Genomic DNA, 18999 nt, shown 5'->3' with positions numbered 1-18999 from the left:
AGTTGAATGTTTTTTAATATTTTAGGATTGCATTCGATGCCGTACCAACAAATGTATTTGCCCTTTTTTTGGATTTGCATTCTATGTGCATTTTAATCAGTTCGTATATGGTTAAATACAATACATTCGTTTTTTCTTCTCAAGGAATATTAACGCTACATAATCACATAATAAAATGATAGTTGACCGCTCTGATAAGTTACAGTAATTTTTATCTAACATTTGAGTTGTAGGTTTCTGAATTAAAAGTTTCATTGCGTTTATCCAAACAATCTTCAATGGTATATTTCACAAGACTATTTCTTTGTGTTCATATAGGAATTTAAAAGTTTAACCAATTCTTGAATGAGATTTAATCTTTCATCTCTTTTTGATGCTAAAATACCATTCAAAGTTACCTCGATTAGAAAAGTTTAATGCTTACTCGGTTGACCATCTCAATTCAGTTTTTGTAACTTTCAAAATAGATTTTACTCCTAAATTTATATCTGTTAGACGTATTTAGTAAGATAATCAAGATGAATTTTACAATTTAAATCAATAAAAAAAGCCCGACGTACAATCGGGCTTTTTAAAGGAATTATTTTTTGTTATTGTACTTTCACATTATCAACGCGCCATTGAGCCGCAGCAGACGATGTAGAAGTGTATTTGAAGGCAATACGAACATTACTGTTGCCAACGTATGAGTTTAAATTTATATTTCCTGAATTGGTCCAAACAAAACCAGAAGCAGAGGGTACCGTTGCTGTTAACTGAGTCCATGTTGCAGTTGATGGCGCACCACTACCCGAATAGTTAGTAGAAACAAAAACTTGAATTGCATTTCCAGAGAAGTTTTTAGCCGATTGGAATGTCAATATAGCTGATGGAGCACTGCTCAAATCAATAGCTGGAGAAATCAACCAATCTTCATTAACAACTGCACCTCCAGAGAAACCATTCATATCAGCACATTGTCCTGGATTACCATTAGACGAGTTTAACGTCCAAACTTGAGCTCCAGTTACACTAGCTTTCACCCAGTTTGGAAAGTTAGTTGTAAATGTTTCTTCAAAAAGAGGTAAAACTCTTGGGTTGGTTAACTGAATATCATTCAAAGTACGAACCATAAACTGGTAATCACTACCAAATTTGGTCAAAACACCTCTTACTTTACCGTTATCAGCATCCACTACATTACCAGCAAAAGTTGCAAATGAGCTAACTCTTACAATCATAGTGTTACCAGAAGCATCTGTAATCAAGTGATTAGTAGCTCCGCCCAAATCGTTAAGAGTTGGATCATAGTAGGTTTTACCTATAGAAGCATCTGTAAACTGAACATTACTAAATTCAATTAGCTTATTCAAGTTAGCATCGTTTTTGGCTTGAGCTATTGTAAAATTGTTTACCAAAGTTTGCTCAGCTACATTACTACATCCACGAGTAACAATATTTTCGTATTCTACACCCGAAATTCTACCTACTTCATCATCCGAAGTAATATCAGTTCCGTTATTGTATAGAGAACCGATTTCTTTCGATTTTGTATCGGCATTAATTTGATAATGTCTTCCTTTTAATTTGATGAACACTTTTCTTCCTGGTTCAAATTTAGTGTACAAATTATAAGCATCAATTGGCACACTGAAACCTTGAGTTCCGTCAACTGAAACCATAGAAACTGATTTAAAAAAGTTTCCACCTTCATCACTTGAAGTAACATATGCTTCAATGATATCATTGTCATAAGCTGTACCAAATTGTTGCAATGTATTGGTAGTCAAGGCCAAAATTTCTTGAGTGGTTTTGGTCGGCGTCAAATCATTACATTCACCGCTTAAATCGGGAGTTGTATAGTAATCACTATTCGAGCAACTGAATAATGTCGCCGCAACTAATGATGTTAAAACTATCTTTATATTTTTCATAACTGTATTTTTTATTTAGAATAAACTTTTATATCGTCAACTTGGAACAATCCATCTAGAGTAGTACCGTTTCCAGTAACTTTAAAAGCAATATTTACGTCTCCAGTATAAGAGGATAAATCAATTTCACCCGAAGGGATGTATATGTATCCATTGGTCGTGTCGTCTGCAACAACAGCATCTAAAGGCGTCCAAGTAGCAGCTAAAACATTGGTTCCATCAAAATTAGTTGAAATAAAAACTTCTAATTTGTTGGCTGGATTGTCTACGAAATTCGAAGCCGATTGAAAAGTCAATACTTCGTTCACAGTACTATCCAAATTGAATTTCGGAGTAATTGCCCAACCAATATTGGAAGCTTCTCCACTACCAAAAGGACTGAACTGAATGTAACCACTGTTGTTAAAGTCTCTCTCGATCCATTTTTTAGTTCCTGTTTCGGCAAAGTTAACCCAGCCAGGAAAGTCAAAATTAGCATTGTAATCAATATCAGCTTCTGGGAAACTTTCACCAAAAACTTGAGGTTTGTAAGGAGCGATTTCGAAATCCTCTTCGTCTGAACAGCTTGTAAAAACACTTACAATAAGTGCCAACAAGAATGATGATTTTAATATATTTTTCATATTCAATTTTTTTTAGAAATTAACGTAAAGATTTACAAAATAAGTTCTACCATAACCATAGAAGTACTTAGACCCAAAAGAAGGCGTTCCGTAAGCATTATCCGCTTGATATTCTGGGAAGTTTGCTTTTCTTGATTGCTCAAATCCTCCTGTTTTGTAGGTAGTATCTAACACATTATTAATCGAAGCAAAAAATCCGAAAGTAGTATTTTTAATTTTCCATGATTTTCCTCCAGTTACATTCAATAACGTATAAGGATCAAATTTTTCTTGTCTCAAAATATTTCTAACCACATCTGGAGTTGCACCAGCATAACCGATTCCGTCTGATTCAACCACAAAGTTAGAAGTTCTTAAGATATTAGAAACATCTAAATACGAATCAGCTAAATAGTTTACGTTGGCTCCTATCCACCAAAAATGTGGATCTCTGTATTCTACACCAAATGAATACGCTTGTTGCGGCATTCCAGGTAAACGATAGTCTTTCATGTAAGCCGGACCAAAATCAGTCAACGGATTAGTATTGGTTGGAGAAGCTTGAGCGTCGTCATTCAATTTTACATTCGGATTGTTGTCGTATGTATATTGACCGTATGAAGCGGCTCCAATCAACTTAATTGTTGAAGTAATTTGGTATTCAACCCCTAATTCACCACCAATTTGTTTTTTGTCCATTCCAGTTACAATTTCACTGATGAATGAATCTTCATTACCATCACCTACAGCATCTTCGTCAAATAAACCTTCACCATAGAAGAACGACAACTCAGTTGCATTTTGAATTTTCGACATAAAACCAGTCAAACGCAATTTTAATTTAGGCATTCTGATAATGTACGAAGCGTCCATACTTGAAATTCTTTCACTGTCAATATCTGGTGTGATATTGTTGTTTAAACGTGCATTTGAGAACACATTTCTCATTCCAGGCGCTTTTGATAAATAAGCTGCGTTGAAATCCAATAAATGTTGTCCTGTAATTTTGTAAGTCAAACCTCCTTTAAAACCAAAATTTTCAAAAGTAACTTTTGCCCCTTTTCCAAAAGAATTGTTAGCATAAATTCCATTTCTGTACAATCCTTCTCTTTGGTATTCACTTCTAGAAAAAGTTTGAGCTAAATAGAAATCGGTCTTTTTGTATCTGAATTTGAATTGAGTGAATGCATCAATTACATTGGCCATCAAATTATAGTTGTAACCGTATTCGTCACCTTCAACAATTTGACGGTTTGGATTGTTCAAGTCTGATTGTGAAGCATCACCTGTATAGAAGATGTCAATATCTGAAAAATAAGCTCCACCTAGTAAATCCAACATCTTTTGATAGTTGTGCGATTTTAATTTTTTGAAACTTGCTCCAGCATTCAACGAAATATTATCAGCTAAACTTGAGAATAAAACTGAATTGGCGCTGAATTGTTTATCGTCATTACGGTCTTCGTACAAAGCGTAAACACTTCTTCCTGGCATTGAACTGTTTTGATTGGCCAAATACATTGCGGTCCAATCGATTTGACTGTTGTTTAAGAAATAAGTTCGTGCAGCATCAGCCGATGGATTGGTAACCACACCATTAATATCGGTTACGTAGTTATCAGGAAAATTCAAATAATAACTTGGTAAATTTCTGTAATAAGTAGGATCAGGATTATTACCTAATTGGAAATCCAAACGAGAATTGCCTACATATCCTACTTGATACGCTACGTTAGTATTCAATCTTGTTTTGTCGCTAATTTTCCAATAATGACTCAACATATTGATTGGCTCTTCGATGTCTTTATCTCTTGAGTTTCTTTTTCTTCCGTCTTGCCAACCCCAATACGAGTTGTATTCAATTCCCATTAAATCATTTACTTCTTTAGTATTTGGAGAACTTTTTCCACGACTGTTTTGTGCAAAAATAGAAGTGAAATTCAACGAATGTTTGTCGTTGATTTTTTTCTCAACCGAAACAAATAACGAGTTAGCATCGTAATCAGTTCCTTCAAAATAACCTTCTTCCGCCCATCTGCGAGATGCAGAAACGACAAACGCCCAACCATTAGTGTTCATTCCAGAAACGTGAGTTCCCATTACACGACCCGTATAGTTGGTGTTGGTTCCTGAGAACGAAATTCTCGATCCTTTTCTGTAAATAGAAGCTCTTGTATTGATTTCTTGAGTTCCTAAAATTCCACCAAAAGTATAATCCGATGGAGCTGAACCCATTGTAAATTCTTGATTTCTAGTAGCATCGTTCAATCCACCCCAGTTGCTCCATTGTGGACGACCGTCGTAAATCTTATTCATCACGATACCATTAATCATGGTAGTTCCGTATTCATTATCTAAACCACGAATTCTGAATCGGGCTTGACCCCAATTAAAAGCCGCAGCTTGTTGATAATTGTCACGAGTAGCTTGCAATAATCCTGAAGTGTTTTCAGAACCACTGTTATCATCACCCAAATCATTATCGGTTAAGGTAACTAAACTTAATTGTTGTTCGTCGGTTATGTCTTCTTCCATAACAATTACGCCCAAATCTAAAATTTTTCCAGTTTCAACGTCTACGTTTACCAATTGGTCTTTGTAGCCTTGAATTTTAAAAAGTAATAACTGGCTTCCAGCAGGAACATTTGTAAATGTAAATTTTCCTTCAGCGTTGGTTAATTCTGTTAAATCAATGTTTTGAAAGGTTGCAATTACACTTTGTAATGGTTTTTGTGTTTTCGAATCCAACACCTGACCAGAAACTCCCGTTCCTGACTGGGCATACGTAAACGAAACACTCATTACTAATAAAATACTTAGAATAAGTCTTTTCATAAAATAAAATAAAATTAAACTTTTTGTTTTTAAGAAATCAATTTCTTAACGGTGCAAATGTACATATTTTAATAATATTAATTACTTTTGGTGCGAAGTTTGTAGTAAACTTCAAGATAATATAATATTCTAATTACATGCGGATTAACAAATTAACACTAGTAGTAATTGCATTATTCTCAATTACATCAGCAATTGCTCAGAAAAAATATCAAATTCACACTGTTGCTTTTTACAATTTCGAAAATTTATTCGACACCATAAACGGACCCAATAATGACGAAGAGTGGATACCAAAAGGTACTCAAAACTGGACAGGCAAAAAGTACAAGAAAAAATTAGACAACTTATCCAAAGTGCTTTCCGAAATCGGAACTGGAGACAAACAAACCAATTCGCCAACTTTAATTGGTGGTTGTGAAATCGAAAATAGAGCTGTTTTAGAAGATTTAGTAAAACAACCACGATTAATCAATAAAGGATACGGAATCATTCATTTTGATTCACCCGATAAAAGAGGAATTGACGTTGCTTTGCTCTATCAAAAAAAACATTTTGTACCTACAAGTTATGTCAACATTCCATTGATGATTTACAGAAGCCAAGAAGGTAAATCGGATAAAAAAGACAAAGAAGAAGTAACAGATGATGTTACTGCTACAGCCTCTTCTGATGATCGAGTATATACTAGAGATCAATTGTTAGTAACCGGATTTTTAGACGGCGAAGAGATCAACATCATCGTAAATCACTGGCCATCGCGTTCGGGTGGAGAGAAAAAAAGTAGTCCGTTTCGTGAAGCAGCTGGTGCATTGAACCGCAAAATAATGGATTCATTATTCAAAATTAACCCTAATGCTAAAATCATTACAATGGGCGATTTGAACGATGGTTCGTACAACAAAAGCGTAAAAGTAGAAATTGGCGCCAAACGCAAAAAAGAGGAAGTGCAACCCGGTGGAATTTTCAATCCGTTTGAACAAATGGCAAAAGACGGTCAAGGAACATTAGCCTACCGCGATGCTTGGGATATTTTTGATCAAATTATGGTTTCAGAACCACTTATTCGTGATGATTTCTCATCGTTCCGCTATTGGAAAGCCGGAATTTTCAACAAAGCCTATCTCATCCAAACCACAGGTCAATACAAAGGATATCCGCTTCGAAACTCACTTTCCGAACCCGGATTCAGCGACCACTTTCCCGTTTACATTTACCTCCTAAAAGAAGTCAAATAATAATTTAAGTCTCAATGAAAATTGGGACTTTTTTATTTTTAACTTTACACTAAAATAACCATTATGTCCATTCCAAAACCATTCAACCTCAATCAGTGGATTCAAGACAACCAACACTTGCTCAAACCACCAGTAGCCAACAAAAATTTGTATGTTGATTCAGGCGATTACATCGTGATGATTGTGGCCGGACCCAATGCACGCAAAGATTATCATTATAACGAAACGGAAGAATTGTTTTACCAACTTCAAGGCGAAATCACTGTTTATATTCAAGAAAACGGCAAAAAGAAAGCCATGAAACTCTCCGAAGGCGACATGTTTCTTCTTCCCGCCAAAACTCCGCATTCGCCCAACCGCACCGAAGGTTCCATCGGTTTGGTTATCGAACGCAAACGCGCTGGAAAAGGTTTTACCGATGGCTTGCTTTGGTTTTGCGATAAGTGCAACTACAAACTGCACGAAGCGTATTTCGAATTGCACGACATCGAAAAAGACTTTCTCCCGCATTTCAACGAATTCTACAACTCAGAAGAGAAGCGCACTTGTGAAAACTGCGGAACAGTAATGGAAACCAATCCGAAATTTGTGACAAAAAACAGAAGCTAATCCTGCTGTACATTACAAGTCCTCACTCAAAAAAAGGCAGTCTAATGCTTTAAAAATAGCTTCCTTTGGTCGCTTTTTTTAAGCAAGTACTGCTCCTTTTTTGAGCTACGGGCTTTCCATTCCCATCAGGGCTAGTCAGGAAACTTTCGTACAATAGAAAAGTATTTTAATTCATGAAAATTCTTGAATTCGTGTAAAATCCCTTATTTTTGTGCCACAAATTGACAAATTCAAAAAAATAAACATACAATGGCAACAATTGCTCAACAATTCGGCATGACCGAAGCTCTAGAAATCCTTGGTGTAAAAGCCATCAACGAAGGAACTTCTACAGGAAATAACCACTTTTCCAACGGCGACATCATCGAAAGTTACTCACCCGTAGACGGTCAACTCATCGGAAAAGTAAAAACTACTACCGCTGATGATTATGAAAAAGTAATGCAAACGGCAGCTGAAGCGTTCAAAACGTTCCGTTTGATGCCAGCGCCAAAACGCGGTGAAATTGTTCGCCAATTCGGAGAAAAACTAAGAAAATACAAAGAACCTCTTGGAAAACTAGTTTCGTATGAAATGGGGAAATCACTTCAAGAAGGTTACGGTGAAGTTCAAGAAATGATTGATATTTGCGATTTTGCAGTGGGTCTTTCGCGTCAATTGCACGGTTTAACCATGCATTCGGAACGTCCGGGTCACAGAATGTACGAACAATACCATCCGCTTGGAATTGTCGGAATCATTTCGGCGTTCAATTTCCCAGTAGCCGTTTGGTCTTGGAATACGGCTTTAGCTTGGATTTGCGGCGACGTTTGTGTATGGAAACCGTCTGAAAAAACGCCTTTATGTGGTATCGCATGCCAAAACATCATCGCTGAGGTATTGAAAGAAAACAACCTTCCTGAAGGAATTTCGTGTCTAATAAACGGCGACTATAAAGTAGGTGAAATGATGACACATGATAAAAGAGTTCCATTAGTTTCAGCAACAGGTTCTACTCGTATGGGTAAAATTGTAGCTCAAGCTTGTGCGGCTCGTTTAGGAAATTCATTATTAGAACTAGGCGGAAACAACGCCATTATCGTAACTCCCGATGCCGATATCAAAATGACGGTAATCGGAGCTGTTTTTGGAGCCGTTGGAACTGCAGGACAACGCTGTACTTCAACACGCCGCTTAATCATTCACGAAAGTATTTACGATAAAGTAAAAGATGCTTTGGTTAGTGCTTACGGTCAGTTGCGTATCGGAAACCCGTTGGATCAAAACAACCACGTTGGACCACTTATCGATACTCACGCAGTAGAATTGTACAACAAAGCATTAGAAAAAGTAGTAGCTGAAGGAGGAAACATCATCGTTCAAGGTGGCGTGCTTTCTGGTGAAGGTTATGAAAGTGGTTGCTATGTAAAACCAGCGATTGCCGAGGCCAACAACTCATTCGAAATTGTACAACACGAAACTTTTGCGCCTGTTTTGTATTTATTAAAATATTCAGGAGATGTTCACAATGCCATCGAAATCCAAAATGGTGTTGCCCAAGGTTTATCTTCAGCCATAATGACCAACAACCTTCGTGAAGCCGAAGCCTTTTTATCAGTTGCAGGTTCTGATTGCGGAATTGCTAATGTGAACATCGGTACCTCCGGAGCCGAAATTGGTGGTGCTTTTGGCGGTGAAAAAGAAACCGGCGGCGGACGCGAATCAGGTTCTGATGCATGGAAAGTATACATGAGAAGACAAACTAACACCATCAACTACACAACTAGTTTGCCATTGGCACAAGGAATTAAATTTGATTTGTAATCTTTTAAAATATAGTATTTTGAAAAAGCGTTCGCCGAGGTGAGCGCTTTTTTATTTTAATTCTAAATTAGAGGTAAAATTTTGAAACGAAATAAAAACAATTATTTTTGTGCCCGAATAAAAAAACAGAAAACAATGCATTTTATTAAATCGACATACACGACGCTTAGCGAAGGAAATGATTTTCCATCGTCTGTACTGGGTTTACTATTATGTGATTAGAGTGATAAAACTAAGAATCAATAAATACGCAAACCCGAAATTAAATCTTCGGGTTTTTTTATGCTTATGATGCAACGAGAAAAAAATAATAGTTCAAGAATCTTAATTGGATTCTACACCAAAATAATTTCAGAAAAGGAAATACCACTATAGTATAGTTTGGTAAACACATTAATATGTGCCCGATTCTGGATTCTCAGAGTCGGGCATTTTAATTTAAAAACAACAACAAAATGACTTAAAAAAGGAATTTCAAAAATTAACAGTAATGGAAACAAATACAATAACATTGACAAACAAAGCAGTCAAAGCAAACACCACGGCTTTTCAGCAAATGGTGGAACATTTGTATGCCGAAAAAAGAGTGTCTGTAGGTAATCAAGGCACATTGAGATCGGTAATTGCAACTTGTTTTGCTTCGATGAGTCAAGTGCAAAATTCTTGGAAGAGAGACACTTTTAGAGATTTGTTATTGCATTTAGAAGCTCAGAATTGTTATGCCTTATTGAGAAACGAATTGTATATAAATGCAGTGGCAAATATGGCTTCATTTGGTAATAAAATGGTCAGAGAGATCAATTCTTGGGAGAATAATTCTTTAGTAACCGAGACTCAAATGAGTTCTTTAATCAAATACTGTTTTGCAACTTATGAAGTTCCCGAGTTTATGGAAAGCGTTTTTTATGGTCAAAACAAAATACAAATGTTGTGGTATGTGCAAATGGGTAGAGGTGATAGTGTGTTGAGATTGAGCAGTTTTCCAATACAATTGACGAAGAAAATGGCACACGAATTTAAAAAAGCACCAGCCAATTACAGCGTTGAACAAGCCATAAGATTTGCACAAGCAAAAGGTTTTGGTGCTTCTGAAATCATGTCAGAGACTTTGGCTTGGAGTGTGTTGTCTGAGGGTTTTGAGCACGAAGAGTTTTGGCAAAAAGTAGTTGCTTTTTTTGCCAAGTACAATGAGTTGCCTTTTGCAAAAGTTCAAGAAGTATTGTTTTATATAAAAGAGCAATTTGCTTTGAATAAAAACTTTACTATGAAAGGTAGAACTTGGGAAGCTTTGGTTAGAAATTCTGACGAATGGCATTTGGAATACTATAAAAGAATGAATGCCTTGAATAGGGCTCAGTGGTCAACTAGTCAAATAAGAGGTTTTGAAAAAAACACTTTTGAGTTGAACCAAAACAATTTCTACTACATTGTAGAATTGGTAAATTCAGAAGAATTGTACGATGAAGGTTATCAGATGAGTCACTGTGTTGCCGAATATGAATATGATTGTATACAAGGTAAGACGGCTATATTTTCTTTGAGAAAAAAGCAACAAGAAACAGATTCTGAGTATACAACCTTAGCCACAATTGAAGTAGACATAGAAGCTAAAGCTGTGGTTCAAGCTAAGGCAATGTACAATGAATGGATTTCCAAAGTAGCTTATGAGATGATTGTTGAATGGGCTGAAAAAGAAAGCTTGGAGTTGGATTTTGAATACTTTGATGAAGAGTTACAAGGTGATCAGTTCCAACAACCTGTTGAAGACCAAGTGTTTTTTGAAAATCAATTTAGAGTTCCTCAATACAATTACAATGAGGAATACGATAGAAGATTTCAAAGAGAAAGCCAATCAGATGTAGATTTGAAATGGATATTCTATTTGATATTTTTATTGGTTAAAGCCTGTGCAATATTGGGTTGAAAAAAAAGAGCTGTCAATTTTGACAGCTCTTTTGTTATAGGGTTGAGTTTAACTATTTTGTTTTCTTAACGTATTGAGTCAAAATGTAAATACTCTGATTTTCTACTCTACCTTCAATAAGATTAGCATCGTCCCAAACTAATTTGATGTTGTGTACAGCAGCGCCTCGTTTTGCAGTAAACGTTGCGCCTTTTACGTCCAAATCTTTGATTAAAACTACTGAATCACCATCCAAAAGAACATTGCCATTCGAATCTTTGTGCACAATTTTTCCTTCATCATCATCGGCTTCACCAGTAGCTTTTGCCCATTCTAAAGCATCTTTATCAAGATACATCATTTCCAGCATATCCATGTTTTTCAAGCGAGCATGCATTCTCCACGATACAATTTGAACAGGAAGATTCTCATTCCACATACTATCGCTTAAACCACGCCAGTCGTTAGGATTGGTTGTTTCTGGGTTTTCAATTTGGTCTCTTAAATTCTTGGTAATTAAAATGCAATTCTCTGGTGTAGGATCGGTTTTAGGAGCTACTAAATAGACTACTAAATTTTCATCACTTCCGCTAATTTCACAAACAGATCCGCTGCGGTCTTTTAATCGTTTTTCCGTTACAACACTCATTACATTGCGGAATTATAAATTAAAAGAAGCACCAATATTCAAGACAAACTGGTTGTTATAGTACTCAAATCCGTTCACATCCGAATCGTATTTTGCCAATGGAACTCCGCCTTCAGCATACAAACCAAATCCGCTAGTAAAGAAATAACGGAACCCCAGGTGAGCCCCAAAATTGCGTGTTCCTAGATTCAAACCAGGATAAATATCCATCGCTTCGTCTAATTTAAAAACATTCCCTAAGTTGGCATTAAAACGAACTTTTACATCCGCTCTGTCTTCAAATTTTGGTTTAACATCTAAAATTCGATCAGCTGATAATAAATAAGTCGCTACAAATCCGTACGACATGTTTTCGCCAATTCCAAAATCAGAAGAAACTGTAATTCCAGTTCCGCCATCTTGAACGTTCAATCCAACTTGTCCTTTAATATCTCCTTTTCCTTTATAAGCTTGAGCATTTGCCAAACTTACGACTACCAAAAATAATAGGGTTGCTATTTTTCTCATTGTTATTGTATTAAATTTTTTGCAAATGTAATAAAACCATTATTAATTTCTCCCTTTCTCTGTTGGATACAAATGCGGTAAGGGTTCGCTTTGCCAAAATTGCTTAGTCTCAACATCTAAAATAGTTAGAGGGCCAGAAAATGCGGCACCAGTATCGACATTCCAAACACAAGCTTTTTGAATTGGAATAACTTCGCCAATTCGGGTCACGGGTGTATGTCCGATGTATATTTCAGAGTATAATTTTAATCGTCTGGGATAGAAGAAACCATCTGAGTCTAAGTTTTCATTCAAAGCCAAAGCAGTTTCCCATAGCGTTCGGTCCCAATAAAAAAGTTTCGGAAAATATTCGTATTTCACACCATTCATATTGGTAAATCCAGCATGAACAAATAGTCTGTTTTGGTCGTCTAAATAATAATTCTGGAGCGATTTTAAAAAGGCGATGTGTGTTTTCTTTTTTGATTCGGAAACACTAGAATACGCATCAACTGTTGCCTTACCTCCATGTTTAAACCACATTGGCTCGTCAATTTCTTTGGTGTTTCCTTCTAACCAATCCAACAAAAGTTCATCGTGATTGCCTCTAATAAAGATGCAGTTTTGCTTTTGATCCAAATCCATTAAAAAATCGATGACTTGAGGCGACTGACTCCATCCGTCAACATAGTCTCCCAAGAAAATTAATCTATCGTCTTTAGATACATCAGCGCGTTCGATAATTTGATGCAAGGCACGTAAACCGCCGTGAATGTCGCCTATTACAAGAGTTCTACCCATCTTTTGTTTATTATTCTAAATGTAAAGCTAAACAAATTTTAACATTTTTTACACTTTTTGCGTAACACCAAGGTTTCGAGCATTGATAATTTTACATCGTATTAATACAAGTACAAGGAATTCCTAAAAAAATTAACAAAAAAATCATCACATTTTTAAAATGTGGCTGAAAAAACAACCATTGTCTTATTTTAATACTAAATTATCATGAAAAAATTAATCCTATTATCAGTTTCACTAGTATTGTTAATCACTTTAAACTCTTGTACAGCAGATGAGTTACCTACAAAGCCAGAACCACAAACCGAAATAAATCAAGAGGGAGAAATCATTCCGCCTATTGTAATCAAACCCTAATAAGGAAAAGCAACACTCATAAAGAAAAAACGAATGTAGCGACAAAAATTTAAACTATTTGTTTTTTGTTGCTACATTTTTTAATTTGTTAACTTTGTCGATAAACCGAGTATCTATTGAAAAAAATTGCTGTTTTACTAATTTCCAATCTACTATTTACAAGTTGTAATTATAAAGATAATAGTGTGTCTAGTGAGGATGCAATTTCCGCTATTCAAGAAAAAGAGCAACCCAACATTGATGAAATAAATGAAGCGCTAAATAAGCGAGTTTATGACACAACCATGAGGGATTATTTCTCAACAATAGCCGACAAAAATGCTTACTCAAACAAGTTTTATAAAATATCTAAAATCATCTACAATCAGTCAAAGAAAATCAATGATACTATCGGAATGATTAAAGGCAAAACCAATTGCGGATTATATCATTTGTATAACTTTTCAAACGACAGTTCATTTTATTACTTTATCCAAGCTGAAAAATTGACGCTCAAAACCAAAGGAAACCCAATGTTAGGTTTAATCCTGCAATCAAAAGCCGATTTACTCTGGAACCACAAAGATTATTCTTTGTCTGAAGCAACTGCAACAAGAGCGTTAAAAATTGCAAAAAAAACCAACGATGCAAAATTAATCTACAGTTGCTACATTACTCTTGCCAATTCACTTTCTGGGATGAATAAAAATGAAACTGCCTTAAACTATTATAACAAGGCACTGCTGGAAGTAGAAAATTTAAAAAACATCCCGCAATTTTCAGTATTAAAGACACAAACACATAATTATATAGCTCTCATTTATCAGAAACAAAATCAGCATCAAAAAGCACTGGATTATCTCAACCAAAGTATTCAATTGGATCAATTGAAAAAAGACGATATTAATATGTACTTGTACGTTATCAATACGATAGCATATTCAAAGTTCAAATTAAAAGACCCATTTTCATTGCCTTCATTGAAAGAAACACATAGAATTGCTGACAGCATTAGTAATTTTCCGCTAAAAATTACATCTAAAATAAACCTTGCAGAGTACTACATATCGGTAAAAGATACCCAAAAATCAGTATCTTATTTGACTGAAGCTCAAAAAATGGCTCATGAAAATAAAATTTTTGAAGATGAGTTGAAAGCGTTGAATTTATTATCCCAAATTGACACAGAAAATCAAGCGAAATACCACAAAAGAATCATCAAAATAGCTGATAGTTTGAATGCTATTGAAAGAGCAACCCGTGACAAATTTGCCAGAATAGAATTCGAAACCGACGAAATTACCAAGCAAAAAGAAATTGTAGAAGAAGAGAAAAATAATCTATTCACTCGACTAATTTTAATTTCAGGTTTTGGACTATTGTCCATAATGCTTATTGTTTTATGGTATAAAAATCAATCTCAAAAAGCAAAAACAAAACAACTGTTATTGGAGCAAGAACATCAAAAAGACAAAGAAGAAATTTATCAATTGATGTTAGCGCAGCAACAAAAAATTGAAGAAGGGAAGCAAATTGAAAAGAGAAGAATTTCTCAAGAATTGCACGACGGTGTGATGGGAAAATTATCGAGTATTCGAATGAACCTCTATGTGCTAAATAAAAAAACAGACCCAGAAACCATTGCTCAATGTTTGATATACATCAAAGAAATTCAGAACATTGAAAAGGAAATACGCACCATTTCTCATGAACTAAATTCGAATCTTTTTTCGGATAATGTTAATTTTGTGTCGATTGTAGAAAATCTTTTTACGGCCATTAAAAATCATTCGGACATTAATTTTCATCTTAAAGTAGATGAACAAATTGATTGGGAAACGGTCAACAACAGTATTAAAATCAATATTTACCGCATTATTCAAGAAGCATTACAAAACATAGACAAATACGCTAATGCTCAGAATGTTTTTATTAAGATGGTTAAAACAGAAGGAAACATATCAATAGAGATCAATGATGATGGTGTGGGATTCGATTTGAACGATAAAAAAACGGGTATAGGTCTTAGTAATATGCGTGCCAGAATGGAGGAAATTAAAGGCAAATTTAGTATCGAATCAAAGCCGCATAACGGGACAAAAATAAATTTGATAATTCCAAATTAATTGTTTACTTTTCACAAGAAAGTAAAAACTACTATATGCCATTTAAAATATTGATGGTTGATGACCATAAAACAATGCTAATTGGATATAAGTCAATACTTGAGTTCAATGATAAGAACTTAGAATTGGATGTAACTTTTAGCCATGATTGCGAAGACGCATACACTATTATTACTTCTTCAGACGCTTCGTCATATGATTTGGTTTTTTTAGACCGAAGTTTACCACCTTATCTCGATAAGAAAATAAAATCAGGTGAGGATTTGGCCGTTTTAGTTCGAAAGCAATTACCCGACGCCAAAATAATAATGCTTACTTCTCATGCAGAAGCATTTGTTATTTATGATATAGTTCATAAAATCAGACCCAACGGACTATTGATTAAAAGCGATTTTGATGGTGATGAATTGTTAATTGCATTCAACAAGATTTTAAACGACGAAACGTATTTTAGTGAAACAGTAACTGCAGCTTTAAAAGAGCAAATCATAAGCAGAGGTTATTTGGACACAATTGATCGTCAAATAATCACCTTATTATCTAAAGGGTTGCGAAATAAAACAATTGCTTCTGAACTCGGATTATCCGACAGTGCAGTCGAAAAACGCAAAGTTAAAATCAAAGATTACTTAAACATCTACAAAGGAAACGATGAAGATATTATCACCGAATGTCGGAGACTAGGCTTCATCTAAAAAATCTTTAACTTACAATTTTAACGATTAGTACGGATTTTCCGTACTTTTTAATTTTTAAAGCGTACTACTTTTCGAGTTTCAAATTAGTATAAAATAATTTGGATGTGATAATAAACTAATAATTTAAATCAAGTAGTATGAAAAAACTAGTATTTGGCTTAATAGCCACGGTAATCGTATCGTTTTCGGTTAATGCTCAACAATCAAAAGTAAGCAGCGAAATTGGGAAAACACATTTAACACCAAAAGCAGTTGGATCGTATTCTGCGTCTACCAACGGATGTTCGGGTTGGAGTTTTTGTCTCAACACTCCATGGGAGAATAGTTCTTTAACAGGAACTACTTTTCAAACGCTCAATGCAGACAACACGATGACGTTTAAAATTCCAATTGCCTCAATGAATCCAGATAATGTAAAGTTTTATCTGGGGAAAACCACTTTTGAGTTAAAAAATAGTTCCCTTATGCAAGTGGGTGAATATAAATTATTCGGATTAAAACCCAGTGCCACTTATTTACCTGGAGTTTATCCTTTAGTGAATGATGGAACGTACATTATATTTACGGTTAAATTTCAACAATAATAAGAAACTCCCGATTCATTCGGGAGTTTTTATTTAAACCCAAGAGGATACAGTAACAGTAAACACTTGAGTAATTGCTCAAGTGTTTTTTTTTGCATTCTTGCAACTCAAAAAGCCTTTAACATTTAGTACGGATTTTCCGTAACCACACCTTTTTTAATGGTACTACTTTTACAATATCAAATTACTGCAGAATGATTTGAAATTAAAAAAGTAACAAATTAAGTATTAAAAATTTAAATTAAGTATTATGAAAAAATTAGTATTCGGCTTAATCGCTACAGTTATGTTATCAGTTTCTGTTAACGCACAAACAAAAAGTTCAACAAATGCAGTTGGTAAACCAAAGCCAACTCCTAAAGTTGTAGGTTGGTTTTCAGCAGGCACATTCGGATGTTGGGGATGGGATTTTTGTGATGGTGGAGCACCATGGGAAAGTGTTTCTCAAGTAGGATCAACAGAGCAAACTTTAAATGCAAACAAAACAATGACATTTAAAATTCCAATTTCATCTATGAATGCTGAAAATGTTAAATTTTATTCAGATAAAAACACTTTCGAATTAAAAAACAATAGTCCGTTACAAGTAGGTGAGTACAAATTGTTCGGATTACCTCCAGGAACTGCTTATTTGGCTGGTGTTTACCCGTTAGTAAATGATGGGAAAAGCATTACTTTTACAGTTAGTTTTAAATAATAAAAAAATCGCCCTCTTCAATAGTTGAGGGCGGTTTTTTATAAACCAATTTTACATGAGAATACGTAGTAAACATTTACTTTTTATAGTTGTAATTTTCTTTTTGTTAGCCTTTTTTTATAAATGGAAACAAAAAGAATTTTTAGGTTTGACAGAACCTCAAATAGAAACGAGACAAACTATAATGAGTTATGCAAAAGAAAACGGAATTTTAGGCGAAATTTTAATTGCAAAAGATAGTGTATCATATCCGGAGATTAAGAAATATTTTGACTATGGTTATTTATATGTATTGGATCAAAATTTTAATTTAATCGACTGTAACATAGAATCATACGGAGGAAGATGTTTCCAAGATATTCAATCGGATATTTGTAACGGAGTAAAAATACAGCCAAGGAAATTTAGCAACAAGATTAACGGTAAAATGATAATGGAAAAGTTGTTGGAAAATTCAGTTTGTATAACCAGAGATAATCCACTTGAATTTCAACAATACGAAAGAATTTACTTGTATACTTGGGTTAAATATTCCAAGTCATGCGTTAATGAGTCTTCTATTAAGTTCATAAAGTGTATTAAAGAAGCATCAGAAAAAAAATCATTACTTCTCACAATAAATTCGGATAGTGTAAGGTAAGAACTACCCAATGGTTTTTTTCTCAAAAAAAGTTTGTCGCATTCTTTCCTATGTATACAAAAAGTTCCTTTTTCTTCAATAAAAGACAGTCAACTTCTGAAAACCTTTTAACGTTTGGTATGGATTTTCCGTAACTGCACCTTTTTTCACGATACTACTTTTACGACATCAAATTACTGCAGAATGATTTGAAATTAAAAAGTAACAAATTAATTATTTAAAAAGTTAAATTAAGTATTATGAAAAAATTAGTATTCGGCTTAATCGCCACGGTTGTATTTGGATTTGTTGGAAATGCACAGGACAAAAACTTCAGTAACTTCTTTTCTAGCAAGGAGTTCAATCAACTTGCAGCAAAATATTCATTTAAATCTTCTGATGTCGACACCAAAAATTATGGATCAATAGAGCATAATTCCAAGCTTTATAAAGTTTACAGAGTTGCTGTATCTGTGAGTGGAAGTAAAAATTTCATTACTTTCTTTACAGACGACAATGGTGAAAATTACGGATTGACTTATGAAAAAATCGATTTAAGCAAAGGGATTTCATCACATCTTGATGAATATGGTAATTTATATGCTACATTTGCTGTTATTAAATCAGAGTCATCTTACGTTTTTACAATAAAAGACGTCTATACTCCTTCTACATCGGGAAATACCGTTAATAGAAAATCAGGTTGTATCGAAAAAACATACAGAACCTTGAAAAATGCCTGTCAGGCTGATGATTTTTGCGATATGATGTGTGACCTTAATCCTTCGTGCCTTCCGATGTTAGCTGCTTGGGCCGCTACTTATTGTTTAACACATTAATTTTTATTTATTATGATAATCTTTTTGATCCTTTTTTCTTTACTATATTTAGCCTTGGCAGTGATTACAATAATTGATGTTTATTCAAACAAAAAACCATTTTATTGGTATATCTTCATACTATTTTTCCCTTTTTTGGGAAGTATGTGCTATTTTTATCTGGAAAAGAAGAAAAGACATCATTAAAAATTATTTTTTAAAACATTATAAAAACGACAGCCTCAAAGCTGTCGTTTTTTGCTTAGAACTTATACATCGAAA

Annotated in this window: 17 protein-coding genes; 11 read left to right on the top strand and 6 right to left on the bottom strand. The window is 34.5% G+C overall.

The features are described from left to right. Window positions 1-590: 590 nt before the first annotated feature. From VK161_RS01880 to VK161_RS01870, 3 genes are read right to left on the bottom strand one after another with little or no spacing between them, the layout of a single operon-like run. Window positions 591-1913 carry a DUF5689 domain-containing protein gene (locus tag VK161_RS01880; protein ID WP_324213054.1) on the bottom strand — a complete coding sequence of 441 codons (1323 nt, stop codon included), beginning with the start codon at window positions 1911-1913 and terminating at the stop codon, window positions 591-593. An 11-nt stretch (window positions 1914-1924) separates the two neighbouring features. Further along, window positions 1925-2536, bottom strand: a complete 612-nt coding sequence (locus VK161_RS01875; RefSeq protein ID WP_324213053.1) for a choice-of-anchor J domain-containing protein — start codon at window positions 2534-2536, stop codon at window positions 1925-1927. Between the two features lie 12 nt (window positions 2537-2548). After that, window positions 2549-5350, bottom strand: a complete 2802-nt coding sequence (locus VK161_RS01870) for a carboxypeptidase-like regulatory domain-containing protein (RefSeq protein ID WP_324213052.1) — start codon at window positions 5348-5350, stop codon at window positions 2549-2551. Window positions 5351-5487: 137 nt separating this feature from the next. On the opposite strand from VK161_RS01870, the gene VK161_RS01865 reads away from it, so the two are divergent. The 4 genes from VK161_RS01865 (at window position 5488) to VK161_RS01850 (ending at window position 10924) form a co-directional block, all read left to right on the top strand. Further along, the gene (locus VK161_RS01865) at window positions 5488-6588 is read left to right on the top strand and encodes an endonuclease/exonuclease/phosphatase family protein (RefSeq protein WP_324213051.1); all 1101 of its coding nucleotides are present in this window, start codon (window positions 5488-5490) and stop codon (window positions 6586-6588) included. Between the two features lie 63 nt (window positions 6589-6651). After that, window positions 6652-7197 carry a 3-hydroxyanthranilate 3,4-dioxygenase gene (locus VK161_RS01860; protein WP_324213050.1) on the top strand — a complete coding sequence of 182 codons (546 nt, stop codon included), beginning with the start codon at window positions 6652-6654 and terminating at the stop codon, window positions 7195-7197. Window positions 7198-7446: 249 nt separating this feature from the next. Continuing rightward, the gene (locus VK161_RS01855; RefSeq protein WP_324213049.1) at window positions 7447-9000 is read left to right on the top strand and encodes an aldehyde dehydrogenase family protein; all 1554 of its coding nucleotides are present in this window, start codon (window positions 7447-7449) and stop codon (window positions 8998-9000) included. 490 nt (window positions 9001-9490) lie between these two features. Further along, complete coding sequence (locus tag VK161_RS01850; protein WP_324213048.1) at window positions 9491-10924, top strand: PcfJ domain-containing protein; 1434 nt, start codon at window positions 9491-9493, stop codon at window positions 10922-10924. A gap of 52 nt (window positions 10925-10976) precedes the next feature. On the opposite strand, the gene VK161_RS01845 is transcribed toward VK161_RS01850, so the two are convergent. From VK161_RS01845 to VK161_RS01835, 3 genes are read right to left on the bottom strand one after another with little or no spacing between them, the layout of a single operon-like run. Further along, the gene (locus VK161_RS01845) at window positions 10977-11552 is read right to left on the bottom strand and encodes a PhnA domain-containing protein (protein WP_324213047.1); all 576 of its coding nucleotides are present in this window, start codon (window positions 11550-11552) and stop codon (window positions 10977-10979) included. A 12-nt stretch (window positions 11553-11564) separates the two neighbouring features. Further along, window positions 11565-12059: a DUF6646 family protein gene (locus VK161_RS01840; RefSeq protein WP_324213046.1), complete on the bottom strand. Its 495-nt coding sequence runs from the start codon at window positions 12057-12059 to the stop codon at window positions 11565-11567. 42 nt (window positions 12060-12101) lie between these two features. Beyond that, complete coding sequence (locus tag VK161_RS01835; RefSeq protein WP_324213045.1) at window positions 12102-12839, bottom strand: metallophosphoesterase family protein; 738 nt, start codon at window positions 12837-12839, stop codon at window positions 12102-12104. A gap of 207 nt (window positions 12840-13046) precedes the next feature. Here VK161_RS01835 and VK161_RS01830 point away from each other — a divergent pair, with 207 nt between their 5' ends. The 7 genes from VK161_RS01830 (at window position 13047) to VK161_RS01800 (ending at window position 18738) form a co-directional block, all read left to right on the top strand. Then, window positions 13047-13196 carry a hypothetical protein gene (locus VK161_RS01830; protein WP_324213044.1) on the top strand — a complete coding sequence of 50 codons (150 nt, stop codon included), beginning with the start codon at window positions 13047-13049 and terminating at the stop codon, window positions 13194-13196. Between the two features lie 116 nt (window positions 13197-13312). Further along, window positions 13313-15301, top strand: a complete 1989-nt coding sequence (locus tag VK161_RS01825; protein WP_324213043.1) for a sensor histidine kinase — start codon at window positions 13313-13315, stop codon at window positions 15299-15301. Between the two features lie 35 nt (window positions 15302-15336). Then, on the top strand, window positions 15337-15996 hold the full coding sequence (locus tag VK161_RS01820; protein WP_324213042.1) for a response regulator transcription factor: 660 nt from the start codon (window positions 15337-15339) through the stop codon (window positions 15994-15996). A 140-nt stretch (window positions 15997-16136) separates the two neighbouring features. Beyond that, window positions 16137-16583 carry a hypothetical protein gene (locus VK161_RS01815; protein ID WP_324213041.1) on the top strand — a complete coding sequence of 149 codons (447 nt, stop codon included), beginning with the start codon at window positions 16137-16139 and terminating at the stop codon, window positions 16581-16583. Window positions 16584-16833: 250 nt separating this feature from the next. Next, complete coding sequence (locus tag VK161_RS01810) at window positions 16834-17280, top strand: hypothetical protein (RefSeq protein WP_324213040.1); 447 nt, start codon at window positions 16834-16836, stop codon at window positions 17278-17280. 55 nt (window positions 17281-17335) lie between these two features. Further along, a complete protein-coding gene (locus tag VK161_RS01805; protein ID WP_324213039.1) occupies window positions 17336-17920 on the top strand; it encodes a hypothetical protein in 585 nt (194 codons plus the stop codon). A gap of 239 nt (window positions 17921-18159) precedes the next feature. Then, entirely contained in the window at window positions 18160-18738 is a 579-nt protein-coding gene (locus VK161_RS01800; RefSeq protein ID WP_324213038.1) for a hypothetical protein, read from the top strand. Window positions 18739-18999: the final 261 nt, after the last annotated feature.

The sequence above is a fragment of the Flavobacterium sp. genome (genome assembly GCF_035299245.1).
Lineage (GTDB): Bacteria > Bacteroidota > Bacteroidia > Flavobacteriales > Flavobacteriaceae > Flavobacterium.
Note: the sequence above shows the minus strand (reverse complement) of the source record. Positions and strands in the feature narration are given on the sequence as shown.